Annotated in this window: 16 protein-coding genes and 1 tRNA gene; 10 read left to right on the top strand and 7 right to left on the bottom strand. The window is 43.0% G+C overall.

Annotated features, from left to right (window positions below; genetic code table 11):
• Window positions 1–66 precede the first annotated feature (66 nt).
• The 4 genes from galU to ampD form a co-directional block, all read right to left on the bottom strand.
• On the bottom strand, window positions 67–939 hold the full coding sequence (gene galU, locus H3U82_RS08995) for a UTP--glucose-1-phosphate uridylyltransferase GalU (protein WP_096765929.1): 873 nt from the start codon (window positions 937–939) through the stop codon (window positions 67–69).
• Window positions 940–945: 6 nt separating this feature from the next.
• Window positions 946–3372, bottom strand: coding sequence for an NAD-dependent DNA ligase LigA (gene ligA / locus H3U82_RS08990; RefSeq protein ID WP_198210239.1), 2427 nt, complete (start codon window positions 3370–3372; stop codon window positions 946–948).
• Window positions 3373–3463: 91 nt separating this feature from the next.
• The gene (locus H3U82_RS08985; RefSeq protein WP_143555327.1) at window positions 3464–4714 is read right to left on the bottom strand and encodes a cell division protein ZipA C-terminal FtsZ-binding domain-containing protein; all 1251 of its coding nucleotides are present in this window, start codon (window positions 4712–4714) and stop codon (window positions 3464–3466) included.
• A 106-nt stretch (window positions 4715–4820) separates the two neighbouring features.
• Entirely contained in the window at window positions 4821–5405 is a 585-nt protein-coding gene (gene ampD / locus H3U82_RS08980; RefSeq protein ID WP_198210238.1) for a 1,6-anhydro-N-acetylmuramyl-L-alanine amidase AmpD, read from the bottom strand.
• A gap of 283 nt (window positions 5406–5688) precedes the next feature.
• Here ampD and H3U82_RS08975 point away from each other — a divergent pair.
• The 4 genes from H3U82_RS08975 (at window position 5689) to H3U82_RS08960 (ending at window position 7501) form a co-directional block, all read left to right on the top strand.
• Window positions 5689–5764: transfer RNA gene (locus H3U82_RS08975), tRNA-Phe, on the top strand.
• A 282-nt stretch (window positions 5765–6046) separates the two neighbouring features.
• A complete protein-coding gene (locus H3U82_RS08970) occupies window positions 6047–6868 on the top strand; it encodes a hypothetical protein (RefSeq protein WP_037394187.1) in 822 nt (273 codons plus the stop codon).
• A gap of 112 nt (window positions 6869–6980) precedes the next feature.
• A complete protein-coding gene (locus H3U82_RS08965) occupies window positions 6981–7208 on the top strand; it encodes a hypothetical protein (protein ID WP_084552612.1) in 228 nt (75 codons plus the stop codon).
• A complete protein-coding gene (locus H3U82_RS08960) occupies window positions 7208–7501 on the top strand; it encodes a helix-turn-helix domain-containing protein (RefSeq protein ID WP_198186592.1) in 294 nt (97 codons plus the stop codon). The genes H3U82_RS08965 and H3U82_RS08960 overlap by 1 nt, the downstream gene beginning before the upstream one ends.
• Window positions 7502–7635: 134 nt before the next feature.
• On the opposite strand, the gene H3U82_RS08955 is transcribed toward H3U82_RS08960, so the two are convergent.
• On the bottom strand, window positions 7636–8091 hold the full coding sequence (locus H3U82_RS08955) for a MarR family winged helix-turn-helix transcriptional regulator (RefSeq protein WP_198186591.1): 456 nt from the start codon (window positions 8089–8091) through the stop codon (window positions 7636–7638).
• A 2-nt stretch (window positions 8092–8093) separates the two neighbouring features.
• Window positions 8094–8525 (bottom strand): hypothetical protein, encoded by a 432-nt coding sequence (locus H3U82_RS08950; RefSeq protein ID WP_198186590.1) that lies wholly within the window; start codon window positions 8523–8525, stop codon window positions 8094–8096.
• A gap of 356 nt (window positions 8526–8881) precedes the next feature.
• Between H3U82_RS08950 and H3U82_RS08945 the strand changes: the two genes are divergently transcribed.
• Complete coding sequence (locus tag H3U82_RS08945; RefSeq protein ID WP_198210237.1) at window positions 8882–10759, top strand: AMP-binding protein; 1878 nt, start codon at window positions 8882–8884, stop codon at window positions 10757–10759.
• Window positions 10760–10822: 63 nt separating this feature from the next.
• Here the strand turns inward: H3U82_RS08945 and H3U82_RS08940 are convergent, their stop codons facing one another.
• Window positions 10823–12922: a condensation domain-containing protein gene (locus H3U82_RS08940; protein ID WP_198210236.1), complete on the bottom strand. Its 2100-nt coding sequence runs from the start codon at window positions 12920–12922 to the stop codon at window positions 10823–10825.
• Window positions 12923–13353: 431 nt separating this feature from the next.
• On the opposite strand from H3U82_RS08940, the gene H3U82_RS08935 reads away from it, so the two are divergent.
• From H3U82_RS08935 to H3U82_RS08915, 5 genes are all read left to right on the top strand, one after another.
• On the top strand, window positions 13354–14295 hold the full coding sequence (locus H3U82_RS08935) for an ABC transporter permease (protein ID WP_037394177.1): 942 nt from the start codon (window positions 13354–13356) through the stop codon (window positions 14293–14295).
• Window positions 14292–15239, top strand: a complete 948-nt coding sequence (locus tag H3U82_RS08930) for an iron chelate uptake ABC transporter family permease subunit (RefSeq protein ID WP_198210235.1) — start codon at window positions 14292–14294, stop codon at window positions 15237–15239. Before H3U82_RS08935 ends, H3U82_RS08930 begins: the two co-directional genes overlap by 4 nt.
• Window positions 15236–16012: an ABC transporter ATP-binding protein gene (locus H3U82_RS08925; RefSeq protein ID WP_198210234.1), complete on the top strand. Its 777-nt coding sequence runs from the start codon at window positions 15236–15238 to the stop codon at window positions 16010–16012. The genes H3U82_RS08930 and H3U82_RS08925 overlap by 4 nt, the downstream gene beginning before the upstream one ends.
• Window positions 16009–16995, top strand: a complete 987-nt coding sequence (locus tag H3U82_RS08920; protein WP_198210231.1) for a siderophore ABC transporter substrate-binding protein — start codon at window positions 16009–16011, stop codon at window positions 16993–16995. The genes H3U82_RS08925 and H3U82_RS08920 overlap by 4 nt, the downstream gene beginning before the upstream one ends.
• Before the next feature lie 112 nt (window positions 16996–17107).
• The gene (locus H3U82_RS08915; RefSeq protein ID WP_198210229.1) at window positions 17108–19372 is read left to right on the top strand and encodes a TonB-dependent siderophore receptor; all 2265 of its coding nucleotides are present in this window, start codon (window positions 17108–17110) and stop codon (window positions 19370–19372) included.
• Window positions 19373–19385: the final 13 nt, after the last annotated feature.

Raw genomic sequence — 19385 nt, 5'->3', positions numbered from 1 at the left:
CCGGCGAAACAGCAGGCAGGCAAATAACAAAACTGGATACATTTACGTATGAATTCCGGTATTGCGTTAACACACCATGCGCTGCAATAATTTTTTAAAATCTTCTCCTACCAGAGGATGTTTCATACCATAGGCCACTGTTGCTTCCAGATAACCAAGCTTATCACCGCAATCATAACGTCTGCCGGCAAAAGCATACGCAATCATTTTCTGTTCAGTCAGCAACCGTGCAATAGCATCAGTCAGCTGAATTTCTCCACCAGCACCCAACGGTAAATTAGTCAGAAAATCAAAAATTCGTGCAGACAAAATATAGCGCCCAACCACACCCAGATGTGAGGGTGCTTCATCCGGATGAGGTTTTTCCACAATACTCTTTACATAATCAAAATCATTCTGATGATTAATCTCGACAATACCGTAAGCACCCGTCTGCAGCGGATCAACATTTTCTACACCAATGACATTGCAACCCGTATGGTAATACGCATTCATCATCTGGCTCAACGCACCTGGTTGTGCATCAATCAGGTCATCTGCCAGCACCACAGCAAAGGCTTCTTTACCCACTGCTGCCCGGCTGCATAAAACCGCATGTCCCAGCCCCAGTGCGGCCGGCTGGCGAATATACAGACAAGTCACATTGGGCGGGAGAATATCCTGCACAAAATCAAGCAATTTATTCTGATTGCGGTAAGCCAGCTCTGTTTCCAGTTCATAAGCCTTATCAAAATGATCTTCAATACAGCGCTTATTCCTGCCGGTAATAAATACCAGTTCAGTACAGCCGGCAGCAACAGCTTCTTCTACCGCATACTGAATCAGTGGTTTATCCACTATCGGCAACATTTCTTTCGGGCTGGCTTTAGTAGCCGGTAAAAACCGTGTCCCCATACCGGCCACCGGAAAAACACACTTACGGATTGGTTCAGCTTTCATTCAGATTTACTCTTTAATTCCCAGCATAGTCATTAATGCAGCCTGATCCAGTATAGTAACACCAAGTGCCTCAGCTTTGGATAGCTTGCTGCCCGCCTCTGCTCCGGCCACCACAAAATCAGTTTTTTTCGATACACTGCCGCTCACTTTACCACCGGCTTCTTCAATATGCTGCTGTGCCACATCACGTGACCAGTCTGGTAAAGTACCGGTTAACACAAAAGTCTTACCGGCTACAGCTTCATTAACCGATGACGTCTTTTCCTCCGTCTCTCCGCTAAGCAGCTGCTCACGTAACTCAATCGTCTTTCGCAGTAATTCATGATTTTCAGGCTGGCTGCACCATTTCTGCCAGCTTTCCGGCAAGGCTTTATCAGTTAACAGTTGTAACCAGTCCTTACCCGCCAGTTGCCACAGCTTCTGTGCCCGCGCTTCCGTTAAACCGGCACCGGGTAAACGAGCCAGTATCCGCTCAGGAGTAAAGTATTTACCCAGCGGTGTGCGCCGTGTTTCTGTCTGCGGTTGCACACCGGCATCAAGTAATTCCTGCAATTGACTGGTTTGATCTTCCTGACTGAAAAAATAGGCTACCGAATGTGCTACCACCTTACCGATATCCGGCAAGCAGGCCAGTAACGGCTCAGTAGCCTGAGTAAGTGTAGCCAGATCACCGAAAGCCTGTGCCAGCTGTTTTGCTGTACGCTCACCAACATGAAAAATACCCAAAGCATAAATTAAATTAGCCAGAGGACGCTGCCGGCTGGCCTGAATACCGGCCAGAATATTTTCAGCCCATCTGGATGGCTGCTGTTTGCCTGCTTTATCAGTTGCAGATAATTCCAGTTCATTTGTCACCGACTCTGCAGAGCTTTCCCCTGCTTCCTCTTTAGCCTGCTGTTTCATTGCCAGCAAATCGGCCAATTGCAAATGATAAACATCAGCAAAATGACTGACTCTGCCCTGTGTTACTAACTGTTCAATCTGCCGGTCACCGAGATTTTCGATATCCATGGCGCGACGTGAAGCAAAGTGAATTAGCGACTGCACCCGCTGAGCATGACACAGCATTCCGCCACTGCAACGTGCCACTGCTTCGCCCTCTTCACGGACAATTTCATGACCGCAAACCGGACAGTTTTCTGGCATACGGAACGGCGGATATTTGGGCACAGCTTCAGGCGGAGTAAGCAAATCTGCCGCCGGTTTTTCCACCATCGGACGCTGTGCCAGCACCACAGATACAATTTCAGGAATGACATCTCCGGCACGGCGCACAATGACCGTGTCACCCTCACGTACATCCTTGCGCTGTGCTTCACCTTCATTATGCAAAGTTGCATTGGTAACTGTAACACCACCTACAAATACCGGCGTCAGCCGCGCTACTGGTGTTACTGCACCGGTACGTCCCACCTGTACATCAATAGCCTCTACCGTAGTCAGCATTTCCTCTGCCGGAAATTTTTGAGCAATAGCAAAGCGCGGGGCACGGGCTACATAGCCAAGCTGCTCCTGCTGAGCCAGATTATCCACCTTAATCACTACACCATCGATGCCAAAGGGCAAATCCGCACGTATCTGAAAAATATGCTCATAAAAAGCCAGCACCTTCCCAATATCAGCCTGATAGCACAAATTATCCTGTGGCGGTACTGTCAGCCCCAAACGAGCCAGCAATGCCAGTTCTTCGCTGTGGCTGTTTACCGCAAAACGCTCATCCAGTCTGGCAATTCCGTAGGCATAGAAATGCAAGCGCCGGCGTGCCGTTATTTTCGGATCCAGCTGGCGTAAACTGCCAGCCGCTGCATTACGCGGATTGGCAAAAGTTTTCTGATTTTCTGCCTGCTGATGTGCATTAAGCCGGTCAAAATCCGCTTTAAGCATCAGTACTTCACCGCGTACCTCCAGCACATCCGGTACCTGATCACCCTGCAGACGCAATGGAATATTAACAATAGTGCGCGCATTCTGAGTAACATCCTCGCCGGTATATCCGTCTCCGCGCGTAGATGCCTGTACCAGCAGACCGTCACGATACAACAAACTGATTGCCAGACCGTCAAACTTTGGTTCAACAATATATTCAGGCTCAGCACCAAGACCATCACGTACCCGTTTATCAAAAGCATACATCTCACTATGGTCGAACTGATTATTATCATTCAGTGGTGAAAATGCATTGTTCAGTGACAGCATCGGAATCTGGTGCACCACAGCAGTAAATTTTTGCTGTGCCTGCCCGCCTACTCGGATACTCGGGCTGTCCGGCTGCCGCCATTGCGGGTATTGCTCTTCCAGAGCCTGCAACTGGCGAAACAATCGGTCATATTCCGCATCCGGCACAGTAGGTGCATCCAGATCATAATACTCATGCGCATAACGATTGAGCAGAGCGGTTAAATCAATAATTTGCTGTTCGCTTACTGAATCCATTACAGCTATCCTTCAGGAAAAGGAAAAAGAAATGGCAAACCCCGTTCTGCGGCTTGCCATCTCTTTATAAAATTAAAATATTCAGGCAATATCAGGAAAACAGTCTTTTGGCCAGTTCACTTCCCGGCTCCAGATCAACCTGCTTCATTTCCTTTTGCCGGTCAACTACATAGCGGCGTACCTCACGCAACCACTCTGTGGATAACTCTTCCACTTTATCATTAACCAGATCCAGACCCAGCTGACTGGATAATTTCACAGCCATATCCATAAACTGATCAAAACATTTCTCGCCGTTTGGTATATGTACTATATCAAACAACATACTGAATCCGCGATAATTTTGATTTGCTAACAAAGTAGAGGTAAAAGGTGTGTTATCCAGCGTAACAATATTAAACAAAGGCTCGCCATCAGTATCTGCATAAAAAAATGCACCATCATGCCCCAGCTCAAAGCCCTGTTTCTCAACCGCAGAACGCAGCTCCGTTCCGCTGACGTTCGTACGTGATACCAGATGAATCGCAATTGTCTGGTCAACCCTTGCGCACAAATCATCCAGTGGACGCGCCACATCCAGAAAAGTATTAATATCCGTTAACAGCAGCTGACCATCCATCTGCTCGGCGAAACGATTGGCCTGTTCGCCAAAATGCGCCAGCTCTTCATGCGTAAGCAGACCACTGCGGCTGATTGCCTGCAGACCAACCACAAAACCCTGATAATAAACACTGGGAATCGGTTCAGCTATCTGGTAACGGTCATCCATCGTACAGCCCACCAGCCGGAAACGGGAACGGCTGCTCAATCGCGGCATTGCATGTAATTCTTTCGGCTGATACAACGCAATATAGGCCAGATAATCAAAACGTACATCAAACCATGGTAGCGGCTGTTTAGACATGTCCCGCACATCCAGCAAAGCTTTACGCCCCTTTACCGGAACCGTGCGTGATAATGGCGCCATATCAATATGTGCTGCTGAATTTTCCGGTGCTGCAACGTTATCAGGAGCAGAAGATGCCGCTTGCGCAGCAGACACATTCTCTTCTTCAGAAACTGTGTCATCAATAACTTTTTCATCAGTGGCCGAAGTCTCAGATTGTTCGGCGGATGAATCATCAGTTTTATTTACTTCCTCAGCCGGCGGCACAGTTTTAGTGTTCATTACAGACTGTGCCTCCGCACCATCCCGTACTGAATTTACCTGACTGTCCAGTAAAGCGTCTTTATTAGCATGCCCGAACTGTTCGCGTAATTGTTTGCGGTATTGGCTTTCCTGATAAATATTATAGGCCAGTACCAACAGAATAATCGCAGCACCTATCACCAGCACAATCATTACAGAATCACTCATTACATTCCTACCAGACAATTTGCGAAAACCGCAACTTAATTAACAGTTGAATGGAATTATAACTAAAAATACCCCTGCCGGCAGCCATAAACTACAAAAGCCACTGATATTCTGTCACTATCGGTAAACCATTACTGCGCAGCATATCCCATTCAAAAAAATGCCCCGGATCCGACTTTCGCCCCGGTGCTACATGCTGATGGCCGGTAATCGCCTGAATCGGATAGTGCGCACACAGCATCTGCAATAACGCATCCAACTGCGTATACTGAGATGGCGTAAACGGTTCGAAATCACAGCCTTCAAGCTCAATTCCGACTGAAAACGCATTACAGCCATCCTTGCTGTTAAAACGTGATATTCCGGCATGAAAAGCCGCGTCATCACAGGAAACAAACTGAATTATCGTTCCGTCCCGTTCCAGCAGAAAATGGCTGGATACCCGCAATCCGGTTAATGAACGCATAAAATCATCCGGTTCAGCAGCATCAATCTGATTAGTGAACAAACGCTGTACTGCCTGCTGCCCGTATTCAAACGGTGGTAAAGAAATATTGTGCAATACCACCAGCGATACCTCAGTCTGTGCCGGACGCCGGCTGAAATTCGGTGACGGTACATGAATACATTGCTGTAACCAGCCATCTTTCCATACCGGCTTTTGTTCGCCCTGCATCCTCTTCACCCTTGTAATAAAAGTGTTTACCTTAATACAGCTCTTATCCGGCGTCTACTTTTTGTGAAGAATCAGACAGAAATCCAAGCTAAGCAATCGTCTCCGGTGTGTATTCTGAAAAAAGAAAAAAACGACCTTATTAAACATATAGAATTTCAAAATCACACTTGTGCAACTAGAAAATAACTAATTTTTAACAAATAAACAGCAACATAGATAAGAGAACACAGAAAACACTTGCCAAGCCGGCATATATCTGGTTTAATGCGCACTCTTCCCCGATGGCCAGATAGCTCAGTCGGTAGAGCAACGGACTGAAAATCCGTGTGTCGGCAGTTCGATCCTGCCTCTGGCCACCATTAATAACCGCTGAATGCGGTTATTTTTTTGCCCGTTGAAAATATAAAAATAAATTAAATAATTGTATGAAATTTAAAATTTAAAAATTTTTCTTATTTAATGAAATTAAATTTATATTAGTTGCTAATATAATCAATAACGGTCAAATAATTCAAAAAATCAAACTACAACACCCTGACTTATAGTTATCCTAAATTCTATTGAGCAAATACCGTACAGTTTAAATTTAGAATAAAATATTTTTTAATTATCTAAAAACTCGAAGCAATTAAGGAATAGAAATGAATAACCAAGAACAATTAGAACCCATTGATTTCCTATCTGAAGATGGTCATTCATATTCAATTTTTACGCTTGAAGATCATCTAAATGAGGCTAAAACCCAAAATAATGAAATTATTTATACCTGTGAGGCCACAAGTAAAAAAATAAAATCAGAACCAAAATTTATCTCATTAGAAGAATTACGCAAAAAATATAATTCATTATGTGGAAATAGTCATAAAATTAATAAAAAAATAAAAAAACTAGAAAATTTGCTGAAAACTACTATAAATAAGAATACATTTCTAACAGAAAAACTATATAAAGCAAAAATTAAAATTCAAGAGTTAGAAAAGCAAAAAGATAATCCAGCACAGACTACAATTATTCATAATTTAACAATTTATAATAATAAATTAACATCACAAATTCAAAATTTACAACATGAGCTCATAGCATTAAAACGAACTAAACCTATTATTGTAGAAAAAAATATCAGGGCTGAAAAAAAATTAAAGCGACTGAATAATGCTTCTATTGAACTAGAAAATAAGAAAAAAGAAATAGCAAATACACTTACAATAAGAGCCCGTAATGCTGGAAAAGCGAAAAAAAGCCCTTACGAAAAAACCGGAACAAAAGAAGCAATGAAAGAATATTGGTTACGGGCAAAAGATAATTTTACAGAACGAGGAGCAAAGCAACAATTTATAGATGATATGCGTGAAAAAGCACTAACAAATATTTTACCTATGCCTAAAAATAGCAATTTAACTGAAAAAACAATTAGAAACTGGATGAAAGACTTTGAACAGGAAATGAGTAAATCATCAAGCTGATTCCGGAAATCAACACGCTATTTCAGGAAATCAGCATGCTAATTCATTTAACTGATTCTTGGCATTAATTAATCTTTTGCCTGTACTGACCAATTACAAAAAAGGCAAAAGCATGACAAATAAGCTGATCAAAGCTATTAAAATTTTCACACTCAAAACTTCAGATATAGATATTACATGGGTAAGAACTATCTTAAACCATAAGTTTGATAAAACACATTTTCTCAAACTTAGCCAGTTAGTTATATTCTATAAAGCATGGTTAGCAAATCAATATTATATACCGTATTACTTTGTGATATTACCCGATAAGCTAACAATAAATGCGGGAGTTAAATAATGAATAATATTACTACTGCTATTTTAGCTAAAAAACAAAGTGATGTGACTACTCAGTCACTACCAAATACCAGTTACGCTACTCAGCGTAGTTTTATTCTGCAATGCTTACGTAAATGTCCTCATAGTACTTTGGAACTGCGTGCATTAGGTATTTGTAGTCCGGCACCACGTATTAATGAATTACGCAATAAAGGGTATGTAATTAAGACAACACGCAGGCATGAATACGATTCTGCTGGTGTAATACACAGTATTGCCGTATATACTCTACTAACCAGTAGGAACAGATAATAAATTTATTAATTTTAATATCTGAATTCAGCAATAGAAAAAGTTAAACAGTGTTTTATGCTTTTTCTATTGCTGTTATTTTCAGTAAACCATTTATTTGGTAATTCCAGATACATTTACTGTTAATAAAATATTTACTTGCCTAATAATGTTATTAGCATTTTATTAAATAATTGTTGATCATTACCCAAAACAGCAAAAAACTGTTTATCAATTTGTTCTACCAGTGGCACGGTTTTATTGGCCATATCGAAACCGCTTTGTGTCAGTGTAATTGATTTGGCACGACTGTCTCTGGCTGACACCGCACGGGTTATGTATTCTTTTTTTTCCAGATTTTCCAGAATTTGTGAGATGGTCATTACATCAATATTAGTTTTACCGGCCAGTAAAACCTGAGTTATTTCTTCATTGAATTGAGACTGATAAGCCAGTGTAGCCAGTACAATAAATTGTGGATGGGTAATTTTATGTGTTTTCAGACAGTTTTTAATCTGATTATGCCAGGACGAATAAGTTTTCATAAAAGTAAAACCAATTGAATCTGAATCATTGGTAAATCGGGTGCGAAACTTATTGTCCTTACTCATTTTCAGCTTTCAACAAGATGATTTAAAGCATATGCTTTGTCGATAATATCATCTGAGATTTGCTTTAGAAAAGCATAAGAGGATTTAGCATCAAGTTTTTGCTCCGGTCTCAGGGCAATTTCAGATTTTAATGCATACTGATTTTGCGAAAGGTTTACTATCTGATGTGAAAAAGATAATACGCCGATATCCGGCATATTAAATTCTTCGGTGAATTCCTGATTGATGATTACTTTTGATAATGTTACCGGCATTTCAGGTACATTCCGGAGTTTAAATATTCCCTGTACGCCTGTTTTAAGTTCACCGAAAAAAAGGAAGTTTTCAAGATCAGTTTCCCATAGTTGTCTTAATGAAAGCTTTGTATAGTATGGCCAGATTTGTTCCGGTTTAGCTGATGTTGGTAAGGTAAATGTGATTGAAATTTTATTCATTGTTCCTCCTTATATAATAAGTAAACTTATTATATGTTTACTTATTAAAACATACAATATAATTTTATTTAGCTGTTGAGGCCTGTTCCGGTTAAGCAGTGATTTAAGTATGCAACTAACCTGCGAAGAGCGGATAACGGGCAATTTAATGATTATTTGCCCGAAAGTTGCTATCGATAATCTGAATAAACAATTGAAATTATAATTTTTCTTATAAATGAAAATAATTATTATTATCTTTTAAAAAAAGTTAACTCTGTATAAAATGTTCTGCGGTGAAGTAATTTATTTGAAATTCTATTTTGTCATTACTCATTTATGTAGCAGCCGACAACAATAAACGGGAGAAAGTTTATATGCAATCTGACAGCTCTGAATTACAGCAACAGGATAACTTAGAATCTAATCGGGATAGTTTTCTGTATCGCGGGAAATACGATGAGATAGTGGCAGATGCATTCTGCTTTCTTGATTCTATCCGGCATAATCTGTTTGATTATCCACCAGATAAAACTGCTCTGTTCTATGATGGTGAAGCAATCAGTTACGTTCAGCTGGGTAAAAATGTGGCTCAGGTAATGGCTGCACTGCAACAAAAAAAATTACGTGCCGGTGCGGTAGTGGCAGTTTGTCTGCCTAAAAGTGCTGAGCATGTTTATGCGGTTCTGGCCTGTGCTCTGACGGGTATTATCTGGTTACCGGTTGATATGGATGCACCAGAAGCCAGACGAGATTATTTACTGTCTAATAGTCTGACGGATCTGGTGATTAGCAAAACGCCGGTAACCGGCCGGCAATATGTACTTATTGATGATGCCCTGACTGCACAAGGTTTCAATCATTCGAAATGCTGCTATCAGCTGAATACTGAAGCAGCCTATTATTTATATACTTCCGGCAGTACGGGAACGCCGAAATGTGTGGTACTGAATAATCTGGCTACTGCCAATGTACTCGGACAAACCATCAGCCGGTGGCAGGCTGATCAGGATGATGTATTGATGGCTGTAACGCCCTTTCATCATGATATGTCGGTTTTTGATGTTTTTGGGGCAATGGCTCTTGGTGCTTCTCTGGTTATTCCTACTGCTGCCCAGGCCAAGGATGCAATGTCATGGGCTGAGTTACTGACAGCTTATAATATTAGTATCTGGGTAAGTGTTCCGGCTATTGTGGATATGCTGTGCAGCGTTGCCAGTAAAGAACAATTGCAGTCTTTGCGCCTGATTGCACAAGGTGGTGATTATATTAAGCCGGGTCTGATTCAGTTTTTGCGCCGGCAACTGCCACAGGCGCGTTTGTTTTCGTTAGGCGGTCCGACGGAAACAACTATCTGGAGTATATGGCATGAAATAACTGCTGAAGATATTGATGTGATTCCTTATGGTAAAGCACTGGCACATAACCGATATTATATTCTGGATGAGCAGTTACAGCCATGTGCTATTGGTGAGGTGGGACGAATGTATATGTCGGGCGTGAATCTGTCTAACGGTTATTTGCTCAATGGTCAGTTGCAAACCGGGGATTTTGTGTCTCTGGGATGTGATGAAGAAAAAATTGCTTTTCGCATGAGTGATTTGGGGTATATGCGAGATGATGGCAATATTATTTTTGCGGGACGTACTGAAGGTTATCTGAAAATAAAAGGTGTGAGGATTTCTGCGGCCGAGGTTGAGGCTGCACTGGCTAAATCCGGCTATTTTCAGGACAGTCTGGTGATGTGCTGTACTCACCCGGTAACACAAATGCATGAACTGGTGGCGGTGTATACGTTGCCGGCTAATCAGCCCGATGCGGATATTAATGCTTTGAAAACATGCTTGATGGCTGATTTACCGAAATCACATATTCCGACCAGATGGCTGATGATTGAAGAAATTCCGCTAACCCGTAATGTTAAAGTAGACCGTAAACTGATACAGCAGATGGCACAGGAACGACTGTATCAGGCTACGCTGCCACAGGCCAAAGTGACAGCGACACAAGAACAGGCTGTAACTGATGATATTCTGGCTATTTTTCGTGAATGCCTGCCCCAGACAGCAGAGAATGCTGTGAATATTTCTGCCCGAACTGAAATTCTGGATACTGGTATGCGTCTGAAACAGTTAATTATGCTCTCAGACAAGCTTACACAACAGTTTGATATTCGGCTGGATACGGCTGTTTTGCTACGCTGTAAAACAATACAGGATGTGGTGAATGAGATAAGCAGGAGAATGCCTGAATAATATCTGCCGGAAATTATTAAACAAAGTACTTAAAAAATTTAAGTACTTTGTTTATCTGAATCTTTATGCCGATGCCTGTTTAGCCAGATCATTTAACAGCTGTTGCACTTCTTTGGCTATTCTCTCGACCAGTACAGTCGGATAACGATGTGCCTGATAGGTAATAATCATGCTCAGGCTGTACTGATTGTTAATCTGATTTTCCATAATTTCGAAGTGCAACCCGAACATGGATTCATTGCGCTCCGGTAATATCTGCCGGTAAGGTATGGCACCCCGGGCTGTGTTTAGCTGACCATTTAAAGCATTGTTTGAATGAATGTGAATATAAACATCAAACATTAATCCTTCGTTATCAGGAATACCTAAAGCCTGCTGAATATAGTTAATCGGAATATCGGCATAATCCATGGATTCGTTGATTTGTTCACTGGTGTCTGCCAGCAATGCGGTAAATGATTGCTGTGGGGTAAAACGGGTACGATGGGCAACCATGGTTGTGAAGTAGCCAACGGTATCAAAATAATTGGGATCAGTACGGCCGGATGCTGAGGTGCCGATGACGATTTCGTCTAAATTACCCTCTTTTTGCAGTATGGTGGCAATAGCGGTATAAAACACGCTGAATATTGAAGCATGATGAAGTTTGGCAAATGCGGAAATATGCTGATGAAAAGCAGAATCAAATCTGATTTCCAGCCATTTCACCTGCGGAGCAGTATTTTCCGGCAAGGTAATGGTATCTGTGTTCAGGGTTAAGCCTTTTTTTGCTCCTTGTAAGCGGCTGCGCCAGTAGTCAAGATGCTGACGGTTAATACCGTTTTGCTGCTGTCTGCGTGCAAATTCATGAATAGCGGGTACGGTATTTGCCCATACCGGTGCCTGCCCTTGCAGCCGTGCGGCATAAGCATGGCTCAGATCAGTCATGATGGTATTTAAAGACCATTCATCTATTACCATATGATGTACCAGAAACGATAAAACTGTGTTGCCGTTATCTGCTGTTAACAGCCGGATTCTGAGAGGCAGTTCACGAGTCAGATCAAATTTATACGCCGCTTCACCGGACAGTGTTACTCCATGGCTGTCGCTGACCGGCCAGAACCATTTATATTGGTTAAGTTCGGCTACGGGAACTGTATATTGTCTGGTTTGCTGTTTATCGGTTTTAAACAGGGTACGCAAGCCGATATGACGTATGATTAAATCATTAAATGCCTGATGCAGGATTTCTTCATTGACCGGCTGCTGAAATTCGATGGCAAACGGTAAATTGTAAATAGGGCTGAAATCAAAGGCACTGTATGCCTGCCATAGAAAATCCTGTGCCAGTGTTAATGGCGCACTCTGATCCGGCTGTACTTCGGCTGCGGATACTGCCGGCTGCTGCTGACGGGCAATTTTTGCCAGTGCGCCTGCTGTAGGCGATTTAAAAAAATCATTAAAATTCAATTTAATACCATGATTTTTTTGTAAATTACCTATCACCCGTGTTGCCAGTAGTGAATGTCCGCCAAAATCAAAAAAATCATCGTCAGCAGTCATATCGGGCTCTGCCAGTGTATTTCTGAATTCTGCCAGTATGATGTCTGGCAGCGATTCTGTATTTGCAGGCTGAGCCGGTGTTGCCGGTATATTCAGTACAGTTAAATCTAAAGGCAATAATTCGAGCTGATGCGGTGCTCCGGTATTGCTGGTGTAAGTAGCTTGAATTTCCTGAATTAAATCATCCAGAGTAAATTGCTGAGCCAGTATCGGATGTAAACGCAAAGCCAGAAAAACTTTGTTTTCTGTGCTGATTACTGTAACCAGAAAGGGGGGTGTTGTTTCCGGCTGCCATGATTGCTGCATTAGTTGCGCCAGAAGGGTAATAAGCTGTTTTTCCTGTATTTGCTCTGTTTGGATACAAGCTGAGAAATCAGCATCGGGATATTTATATAAATCTCCGTCATCGGTAAATTGATAGCGAACATTTAAGTCTGTATGGATTTCCAGTAAATGCACAATGCTTTTATGCAGTATGGTTAAATCCGGATATGGGTTTACCTGCCACACCGCTAGTTGATATTTTACCTGCTCCGGTTCCTGCAATTGCTGCATCCAGATAAATTCTTCGTGCTCATTTGCGATAGAAGGAGCAGAATCTGTATTTAACGTTAACATATTATTAATCCTCTCTTGCCGTATCAGTTATTCATGACTGTCTTCACTCATTCTGGTAATAATTATTTAACCAGTTAACTTAAATTAACATCGGAAGAGATTTGTGCTATCTGTCTGCTCTGTTTATCAGAGTCAGAATTTTTATTTTTATTAATAATACTTTACAATACATTTAAAATGATAATACAATTGATTTTCATTTTCATCAACTTTAATTGTTTCTAATTTTATTTAATGTTTTGATTTATGCCGTAAAACAGCAGCATAAGCAGCGGATCGACATAAAGAGCACTTTCCTGAGGAGAATCAATGCTGAGTCTGTATCAGCTGATGCCGGAGCAAAATTTAACTTACCGGCTTACGGTTTTATATGGTGATGACTTTGTGACAACGGCTGTAATCAGTCATTGCTGTAGCAGGATATATCACTGATGTACCGTATTCTGATCAGTGTATTTATTGTTTTATGTATTGTGTCTTTGCTGGTAGGCACTGATCCGGTTTCATGGACAGGTCTGCTGTCCGGTTCTGATGCTGACTGGTTAACTGTCAAAGCCAGCCGCTTTCCCCGTCTGATTGCGATTGTGCTCACAGGTATGGGACTTTCTATCGGTGGTGTGATTCTGCAACATATTGTCCGCAATAAATTTGTGGAGCCGGAAACAGCTGGCGGGCTGGATGCAGCCAAACTCGGCATTCTGGTTTCGCTGGTACTGCTTCCCTCTGCCGGTGTGCTGAGTAAGATGCTGGCAGCTCTGCTGTTCTGCTTTGTTGCCGGACTGATTTACATCTGGATTATTGCCAGAATCCGCTATCAGCAGATTGTGCTGATTCCGGTAATCGGGCTGATGTATGGCTGTGTTTTAAGTGCTGCGGCTGAGTTTTATGCCTATAAAAATAATCTTTTACAAAATGTTCAGGGCTGGCTGCTGGGAGATTTTTCCCGTGTGGTGCAGGGGCATTATGAATTGCTGTATGTGCTTGTGCCGGTAATTATTCTGAGTTATGTATTTGCCAACCGGTTTACTGTAGTGGGTATGGGACAACAGATGGCTGCCAGTCTGGGCGTAAGCTATAAAACAACTGTGGCTATTGGATTGATGCTGGTATCAGTTACTGTTGCGGCTACGGTGATTACGGTTGGTTCTATTCCTTTTATCGGTCTGGTGATTCCGAATCTGGTGGCGATTAAATATGGTGAACATTTAGCCAGAACTTTACCCGTTGTTGCGCTGGGCGGGGCATGCCTGCTGCTAGGATGTGATATTACCGGCCGTTTGCTGATCTACCCCTTTGAAATACCTATTGGCCTTACTGCCGGTGCGGTTGGCGGCATTGTCTTTTTGCTGCTGATTTTACGGGGGCTACGATGATGAATCGCAAATTCTGGCTGCTTTGCGCCGGTATTGCCGGACTGGCGGTATTTTTTATGCTGTTTGATTCCGGCCTTGATTTTGAATATGTGCTGCCCAAGCGATTACTGCGTCTGGCTACTATTTTGCTGGCAGGTATTTGTATTGCGGTTTCGTCTGTGGTGTTTCAGACGCTGGTAACTAACCGGATTCTGACTCCGGCAATTATGGGTTATGAGGCAGTATATCTGTTCTGGCAGGTCTTGCTGCTGTTCTTTCTGGGGCAAAGCAGTCTGGGGCTGCTGGGGCTGAACGGGAATTTTTTTGCTTCAGTCGGATTAATGCTGTTTTATTCGTGGCTTATTCATCATTATCTGCTGCCGCGTGCACGCCACAGTCTGTGGTTATTGCTTTTGTTCGGTATGGTGCTGACCATGGTTATCACCACATTAACGCAGTTTATTGTGCTCAAAATCAGCCCGGGCGAATTTTCTGTTTTTCAGGGAATTAATTATGCATCTTTTAATCATTCCGAAACGCAGACGCTTTTATATGCTTTTGTCGCCATGCTGGCTGTAGGACTGGTGGGATATCCGTATCTGACTACTCTGGATGTGATGGCTCTGGGAGAGGAACAGTCTGTTTCGCTTGGTGTCGATTATGCCCGTTATGTGCGCTGGGGATTCGGTCTGATTGCTGTACTGGTCGCTGTTTCGACCAGTCTGGTTGGTCCGACTGCCTTTATGGGGGTATTTATTGCCAATATGGCTTATGCCTTCGTCGGCCATTATCAGCATAAACGGATTCTGTTATTTGCCAGTGCGGTAGCTATTGCGGTGTTTCTGATTGCTCAGATTCTGGTGGAGCATGTGTTTAATTATAAAACGACAGTCAGTATCTTAATTAATCTGATTTGCGGGGTGTATTTTCTGCTGCTTATTGTCCGTCATCGAGGAATGGCATGATTTCTATTCAGAATATTTCCAAAGTATATGGTCATCGGCCGGTGCTGAACAATATTAATCTGGAGCTGCCGATGCAGCAGGTAATTGCATTGATTGGCCCCAATGGTGCAGGGAAATCCACTCTGCTGATGATTCTGGCACGGCTGCTTTCGCCGACTAAAGGCAATATTCTGTTTGATAAGCAGGATATTGCCGGCATCCGCATTGCTGATTATGCCCGTCTGGTCGCAACGCTACGGCAATCTCCTTATTTCGGTTTGCGGCTGACGGTTAAGGAGCTGGTTTCGTTCGGCCGTTTTCCCTACGGGCACGGGATACTCTCAGCCAGAGACCATCAGGTTATGGACGAGGCAATCGATTTTCTGGGGCTCAGTGCCCTGCGTGATGCGTATATAGATGAATTAAGCGGCGGGCTGCGGCAAATGGCTTTTCTGGCGATGACTATTGCTCAGGAAACCAGGATTTTGCTGCTGGATGAACCTTTAAACAATCTGGATATGAATCATGCAGTACAAATCATGGCAGCAATCCGGCGTCTGAGTGAAGAACAGCGGAAAACTGTGATTATGGTGGTTCATGATATTAATTTTACTGCAAATTATTCAGATTATATTGTCGCATTAAAACAGGGACAGTTAAGTTTCAGCGGTCCTGCTCAGGAAGTCATTACTGAAGAACGCCTGAGTGAACTGTATGAGCTGGATTTTGAAATTAGTCACAATAAACATGGTTATGTCTGTCAGTATTTTCAAAAGTCGAAAGGTAAAATATGAACGGGAAACTCAAAAAATGTGCTGTCAGTCTGCTGGGGCTGATTGCAGTAGCAACAATGGTGACCATATCCGGCTGTGATAAAAAGCCGGTTTCTGCGTCTTCGTCTGCGGTACAGAAGCGTACTGAGCCGCTTATTATCAAGCATCAGCTTGGTACAACTACAATTGATCACATTCCGCAGCATGTAGCCGCAATGGATATGAATGAAGTGGACTTTCTGGATCAGTTAAATGTGCCTGTTGCCGGAATGCCCAAGGATTTTATTCCGCATTTTCTGGATAAATACAAACAGAATCATGATGATATTGCCGATTTAGGTGGCATTGTGCAGCCGAATATGGAACGTATCCATACTCTGAAACCTGATTTGATTTTAATGACTCCAATTCAGAAAGACCATTATCAGGAACTGACGCAGATTGCACCTACGCTCTATTATGAAATCAACTTCAATAACAGCGAACACGGGCATCTGGATACCATTAAAAATCATCTGCTGACTCTGGGTAAGATTTTTAACCGTGAAGATTTAGCCCGCACCAAGGTTGCTGAGCTGGATACGGAAGTCAGTAAAGTTCGTGCCGTGACTAAAGACCGGCCGGAAAAAGCGCTGGTAGTACTCTATAACAATGGCTCTTTCAGTAATTATGGGGTGGATTCACGCTACGGCTTCGTTTTCAGTGATCTGGGGGTCAGACCGGCCAGTAATGATCTCAGCACCAGCCTGCACGGACAGCCGATTTCCAGTGAATTTATTAAACGGGCTGATCCGGACATTCTGTACATTATTGACCGTACCTCAGTTATGGAGCATCAGCCGGTGATTAGCGCTGCACAGGTAACTAATCCGTTATTACGCGCTACCAAAGCATGGAAAAACAACCGGGTAGTCTTTGTGGATGCCGATGCATGGTATACCACCGGAGCCAGCCCTACTTCGATGCGACTGCTTATGCAGGATGTGATGAAAGGCTATCAATAACTTTGTTTTAATTACAGCAGAATAATAAGCTGTATAAATAAGAAAACCAGACCCTACCAATAAATCCATCCGTTAAATGTATTGCGTGAGTTTAGTTAACAAGGAGAAATCTATGGGTAAACACGCACATCACCGCAGGCAAGAGGCTTTGCCTGCGGTCAGACACCGAAGCAAAAATTTTCTGCATCCGTTCACTTCCTCACCCAAAGCGCTGATATTGAGTATTGCCAGCGCCATGCTGCTTTACACTCCGGTTATATATGCGAAACCGGCTGATGATAAAGCCAAACCTGCAGTGAAAAAAACAGCTACCGAGAATACTCAATCCACTGGTGAAGCTGTTCTGGCTGATGTGGTGGTGGAAGCAGGCGGAAAAACAACTTACTCCGGCGGTTTTGTGGCTAAAGACAGCCGTCTTGGTTTTCTTGGCAATAAAACTGCGATGGAAACGCCATTTAATACCGTTAGCTATACCAATAAATTCGTTGAGGATTCTCAGGCAAGAAATGTCACTGATGTCATTGCTGCTACTGACCCTTCGGTATTTACCAATGGCGCTATCGGCGGCTGGAGTGAAAATTACTATATCCGCGGCTTTCAGTCCGACACCAACGATATGTCGATGAATGGTTTATTTGGTATTGCCCCCTATTACCGTACACCGCCGGCCATGTTTTCACGCATTGAGGTATTGAAAGGACCGTCCGCACTGTTAAACGGTATGCCGCCTGCCGGTTCTGTTGCCGGCACAGTTAATCTGGTATCCAAGCGCGCAGGTAATGAACCATTGCTGCGGATAACGCCTACCTATATGTCTGATTCACAATGGGGCGGCACCATTGATGCCAGCCGCCGGTTCGGACAGAACAAACAGTTCGGGATCCGGGTTAACGGGGTTTATCAGGATGGCTCCGGCCCTGTAAGAAAACAGGACTTGAAAACCCAGCTCGGTTCAGTCGGGTTGGACTGGCGCGGCGACCGTGCACGGGTTTCTGCCGATATCTATATGGCCAATGACAAGGTGGATGGAGTGGTACGTGGTATCAATCTGGGTAAAAATATGAAAGTACCCTCACCGCCAAATCCGAAAACGCTGATTAACCCCGACTGGTCATATGTCAGCAATAAAGACCGCGGAGCCATGGTGCGCGGTGAATTTGATATTACAAACAATATTACTGCTTATGCGGCTTTCGGGCGCAGTAAAACCAATTATAAATACAATGGTGCTACTTCAGCCAATTTACTGGATAACAAAGGCACCATTCAGACCATAATGGCGCAGCTGGCATTTGATCTGGACAAGAAATCAGCAGATGTGGGCTTTAAAGGTCAGTTTGATACTGGTCCGGTAAATCATCAATGGGTAGTTAATACTACTTACTACAAGCATAATCAGCATGATTTTGGTGTCAGAAGTATTCCATGGGCTACATGGATAACCAATATGTATGATCCGACATGGGGTAAGTCTGTACCCTTTGATGTTCCGCCAATTTCCAGAAGCTCACTGCAGCTCAGAAGCTATGGGATGGCCGATATTATGTCGTTCATGGATGATAAACTGCAGCTGACTTTAGGTCTGCGCTATCAGGAAGTCAAAAGTGATAATCTGAGCCTGATGGGTAAACCTGTTTTAACTGAATACAAAAAACACGCATTGACTCCGGGCGTGGCTATTCTGTTTAAAGCCACAGATCATGTATCACTTTACGGCAATTATATTGAGGGTTTGACCAAGGGTAATTCAGCCCCCATTACAGCAGCTAATTATCCCAAGGTGTTTGCTCCGTATAAAACCAAGCAGACTGAGCTGGGAGTAAAATGGGATTACGGCAATCTGGTTAATTCTTTAAGCATATTTGAAATTAAAAAACCCAATAGTTATACTGATCTGAGAACCAATGAGTTTACATCCGGCGGTCAGCAGCGCAACCGCGGTATTGAATGGACGTTTATAGCCTCGCCGATTGAAACAGTACGTCTGATAGGCGGTGCCAGCTACATTAAACCGGAGCTGACTAAACTGGCAAATCATGCCAATGAAGGAAATATCGCTACGGGTGTGGCTAAAGTACAGGGTAAGCTGGGTGCGGAGTGGGATATTAAAGCCGCAGCCGGCATTGTTACTCTTTCTGCCAATGCTACGGCTGTATCCAAACAATATCTGAATCAGGAAAACAGTTTATCGGTACCCGGCCATACTGTATTTGATATTGGTGCCCGCTACAATGCCAAAGTATCCGGCCATCCGTTTACGTTGCGCGCGGAAGTGAAGAACGTAACCAACAAAGCATATTGGGGCATGCCGCGCCTGTCCAATCTGTCTTTAGGTGCACCGAGAACTTTCCTTTTATCCGGTTCGTATGATTTTTAAAAAATTTCCGGCC

This window comes from Snodgrassella sp. W8132, from assembly GCF_016100865.1.
GTDB lineage: Bacteria > Pseudomonadota > Gammaproteobacteria > Burkholderiales > Neisseriaceae > Snodgrassella > Snodgrassella alvi.
Note: the sequence above shows the minus strand (reverse complement) of the source record. Positions and strands in the feature narration are given on the sequence as shown.

Excerpts from the sequence above, each read along its gene's own strand:
- H3U82_RS08960 (WP_198186592.1), top strand. The coding sequence starts at position 7,208 with ATGAATAATATTACTACTGCTATTTTAGCTAAAAAACAAAGTGATGTG.
- H3U82_RS08945 (WP_198210237.1), top strand. The coding sequence starts at position 8,882 with ATGCAATCTGACAGCTCTGAATTACAGCAACAGGATAACTTAGAATCT.
- H3U82_RS08925 (WP_198210234.1), top strand. The coding sequence starts at position 15,236 with ATGATTTCTATTCAGAATATTTCCAAAGTATATGGTCATCGGCCGGTG.
- H3U82_RS08930 (WP_198210235.1), top strand. The coding sequence starts at position 14,292 with ATGATGAATCGCAAATTCTGGCTGCTTTGCGCCGGTATTGCCGGACTG.
- H3U82_RS08955 (WP_198186591.1), bottom strand. The coding sequence starts at position 8,091 with ATGAGTAAGGACAATAAGTTTCGCACCCGATTTACCAATGATTCAGAT.
- H3U82_RS08915 (WP_198210229.1), top strand. The coding sequence starts at position 17,108 with ATGGGTAAACACGCACATCACCGCAGGCAAGAGGCTTTGCCTGCGGTC.
- H3U82_RS08970 (WP_037394187.1), top strand. The coding sequence starts at position 6,047 with ATGAATAACCAAGAACAATTAGAACCCATTGATTTCCTATCTGAAGAT.
- H3U82_RS08965 (WP_084552612.1), top strand. The coding sequence starts at position 6,981 with ATGACAAATAAGCTGATCAAAGCTATTAAAATTTTCACACTCAAAACT.
- ampD (WP_198210238.1), bottom strand. The coding sequence starts at position 5,405 with ATGCAGGGCGAACAAAAGCCGGTATGGAAAGATGGCTGGTTACAGCAA.
- ligA (WP_198210239.1), bottom strand. The coding sequence starts at position 3,372 with ATGGATTCAGTAAGCGAACAGCAAATTATTGATTTAACCGCTCTGCTC.
- galU (WP_096765929.1), bottom strand. The coding sequence starts at position 939 with ATGAAAGCTGAACCAATCCGTAAGTGTGTTTTTCCGGTGGCCGGTATG.
- H3U82_RS08940 (WP_198210236.1), bottom strand. The coding sequence starts at position 12,922 with ATGTTAACGTTAAATACAGATTCTGCTCCTTCTATCGCAAATGAGCAC.
- H3U82_RS08935 (WP_037394177.1), top strand. The coding sequence starts at position 13,354 with ATGTACCGTATTCTGATCAGTGTATTTATTGTTTTATGTATTGTGTCT.
- H3U82_RS08920 (WP_198210231.1), top strand. The coding sequence starts at position 16,009 with ATGAACGGGAAACTCAAAAAATGTGCTGTCAGTCTGCTGGGGCTGATT.
- H3U82_RS08985 (WP_143555327.1), bottom strand. The coding sequence starts at position 4,714 with ATGATTGTGCTGGTGATAGGTGCTGCGATTATTCTGTTGGTACTGGCC.
- H3U82_RS08950 (WP_198186590.1), bottom strand. The coding sequence starts at position 8,525 with ATGAATAAAATTTCAATCACATTTACCTTACCAACATCAGCTAAACCG.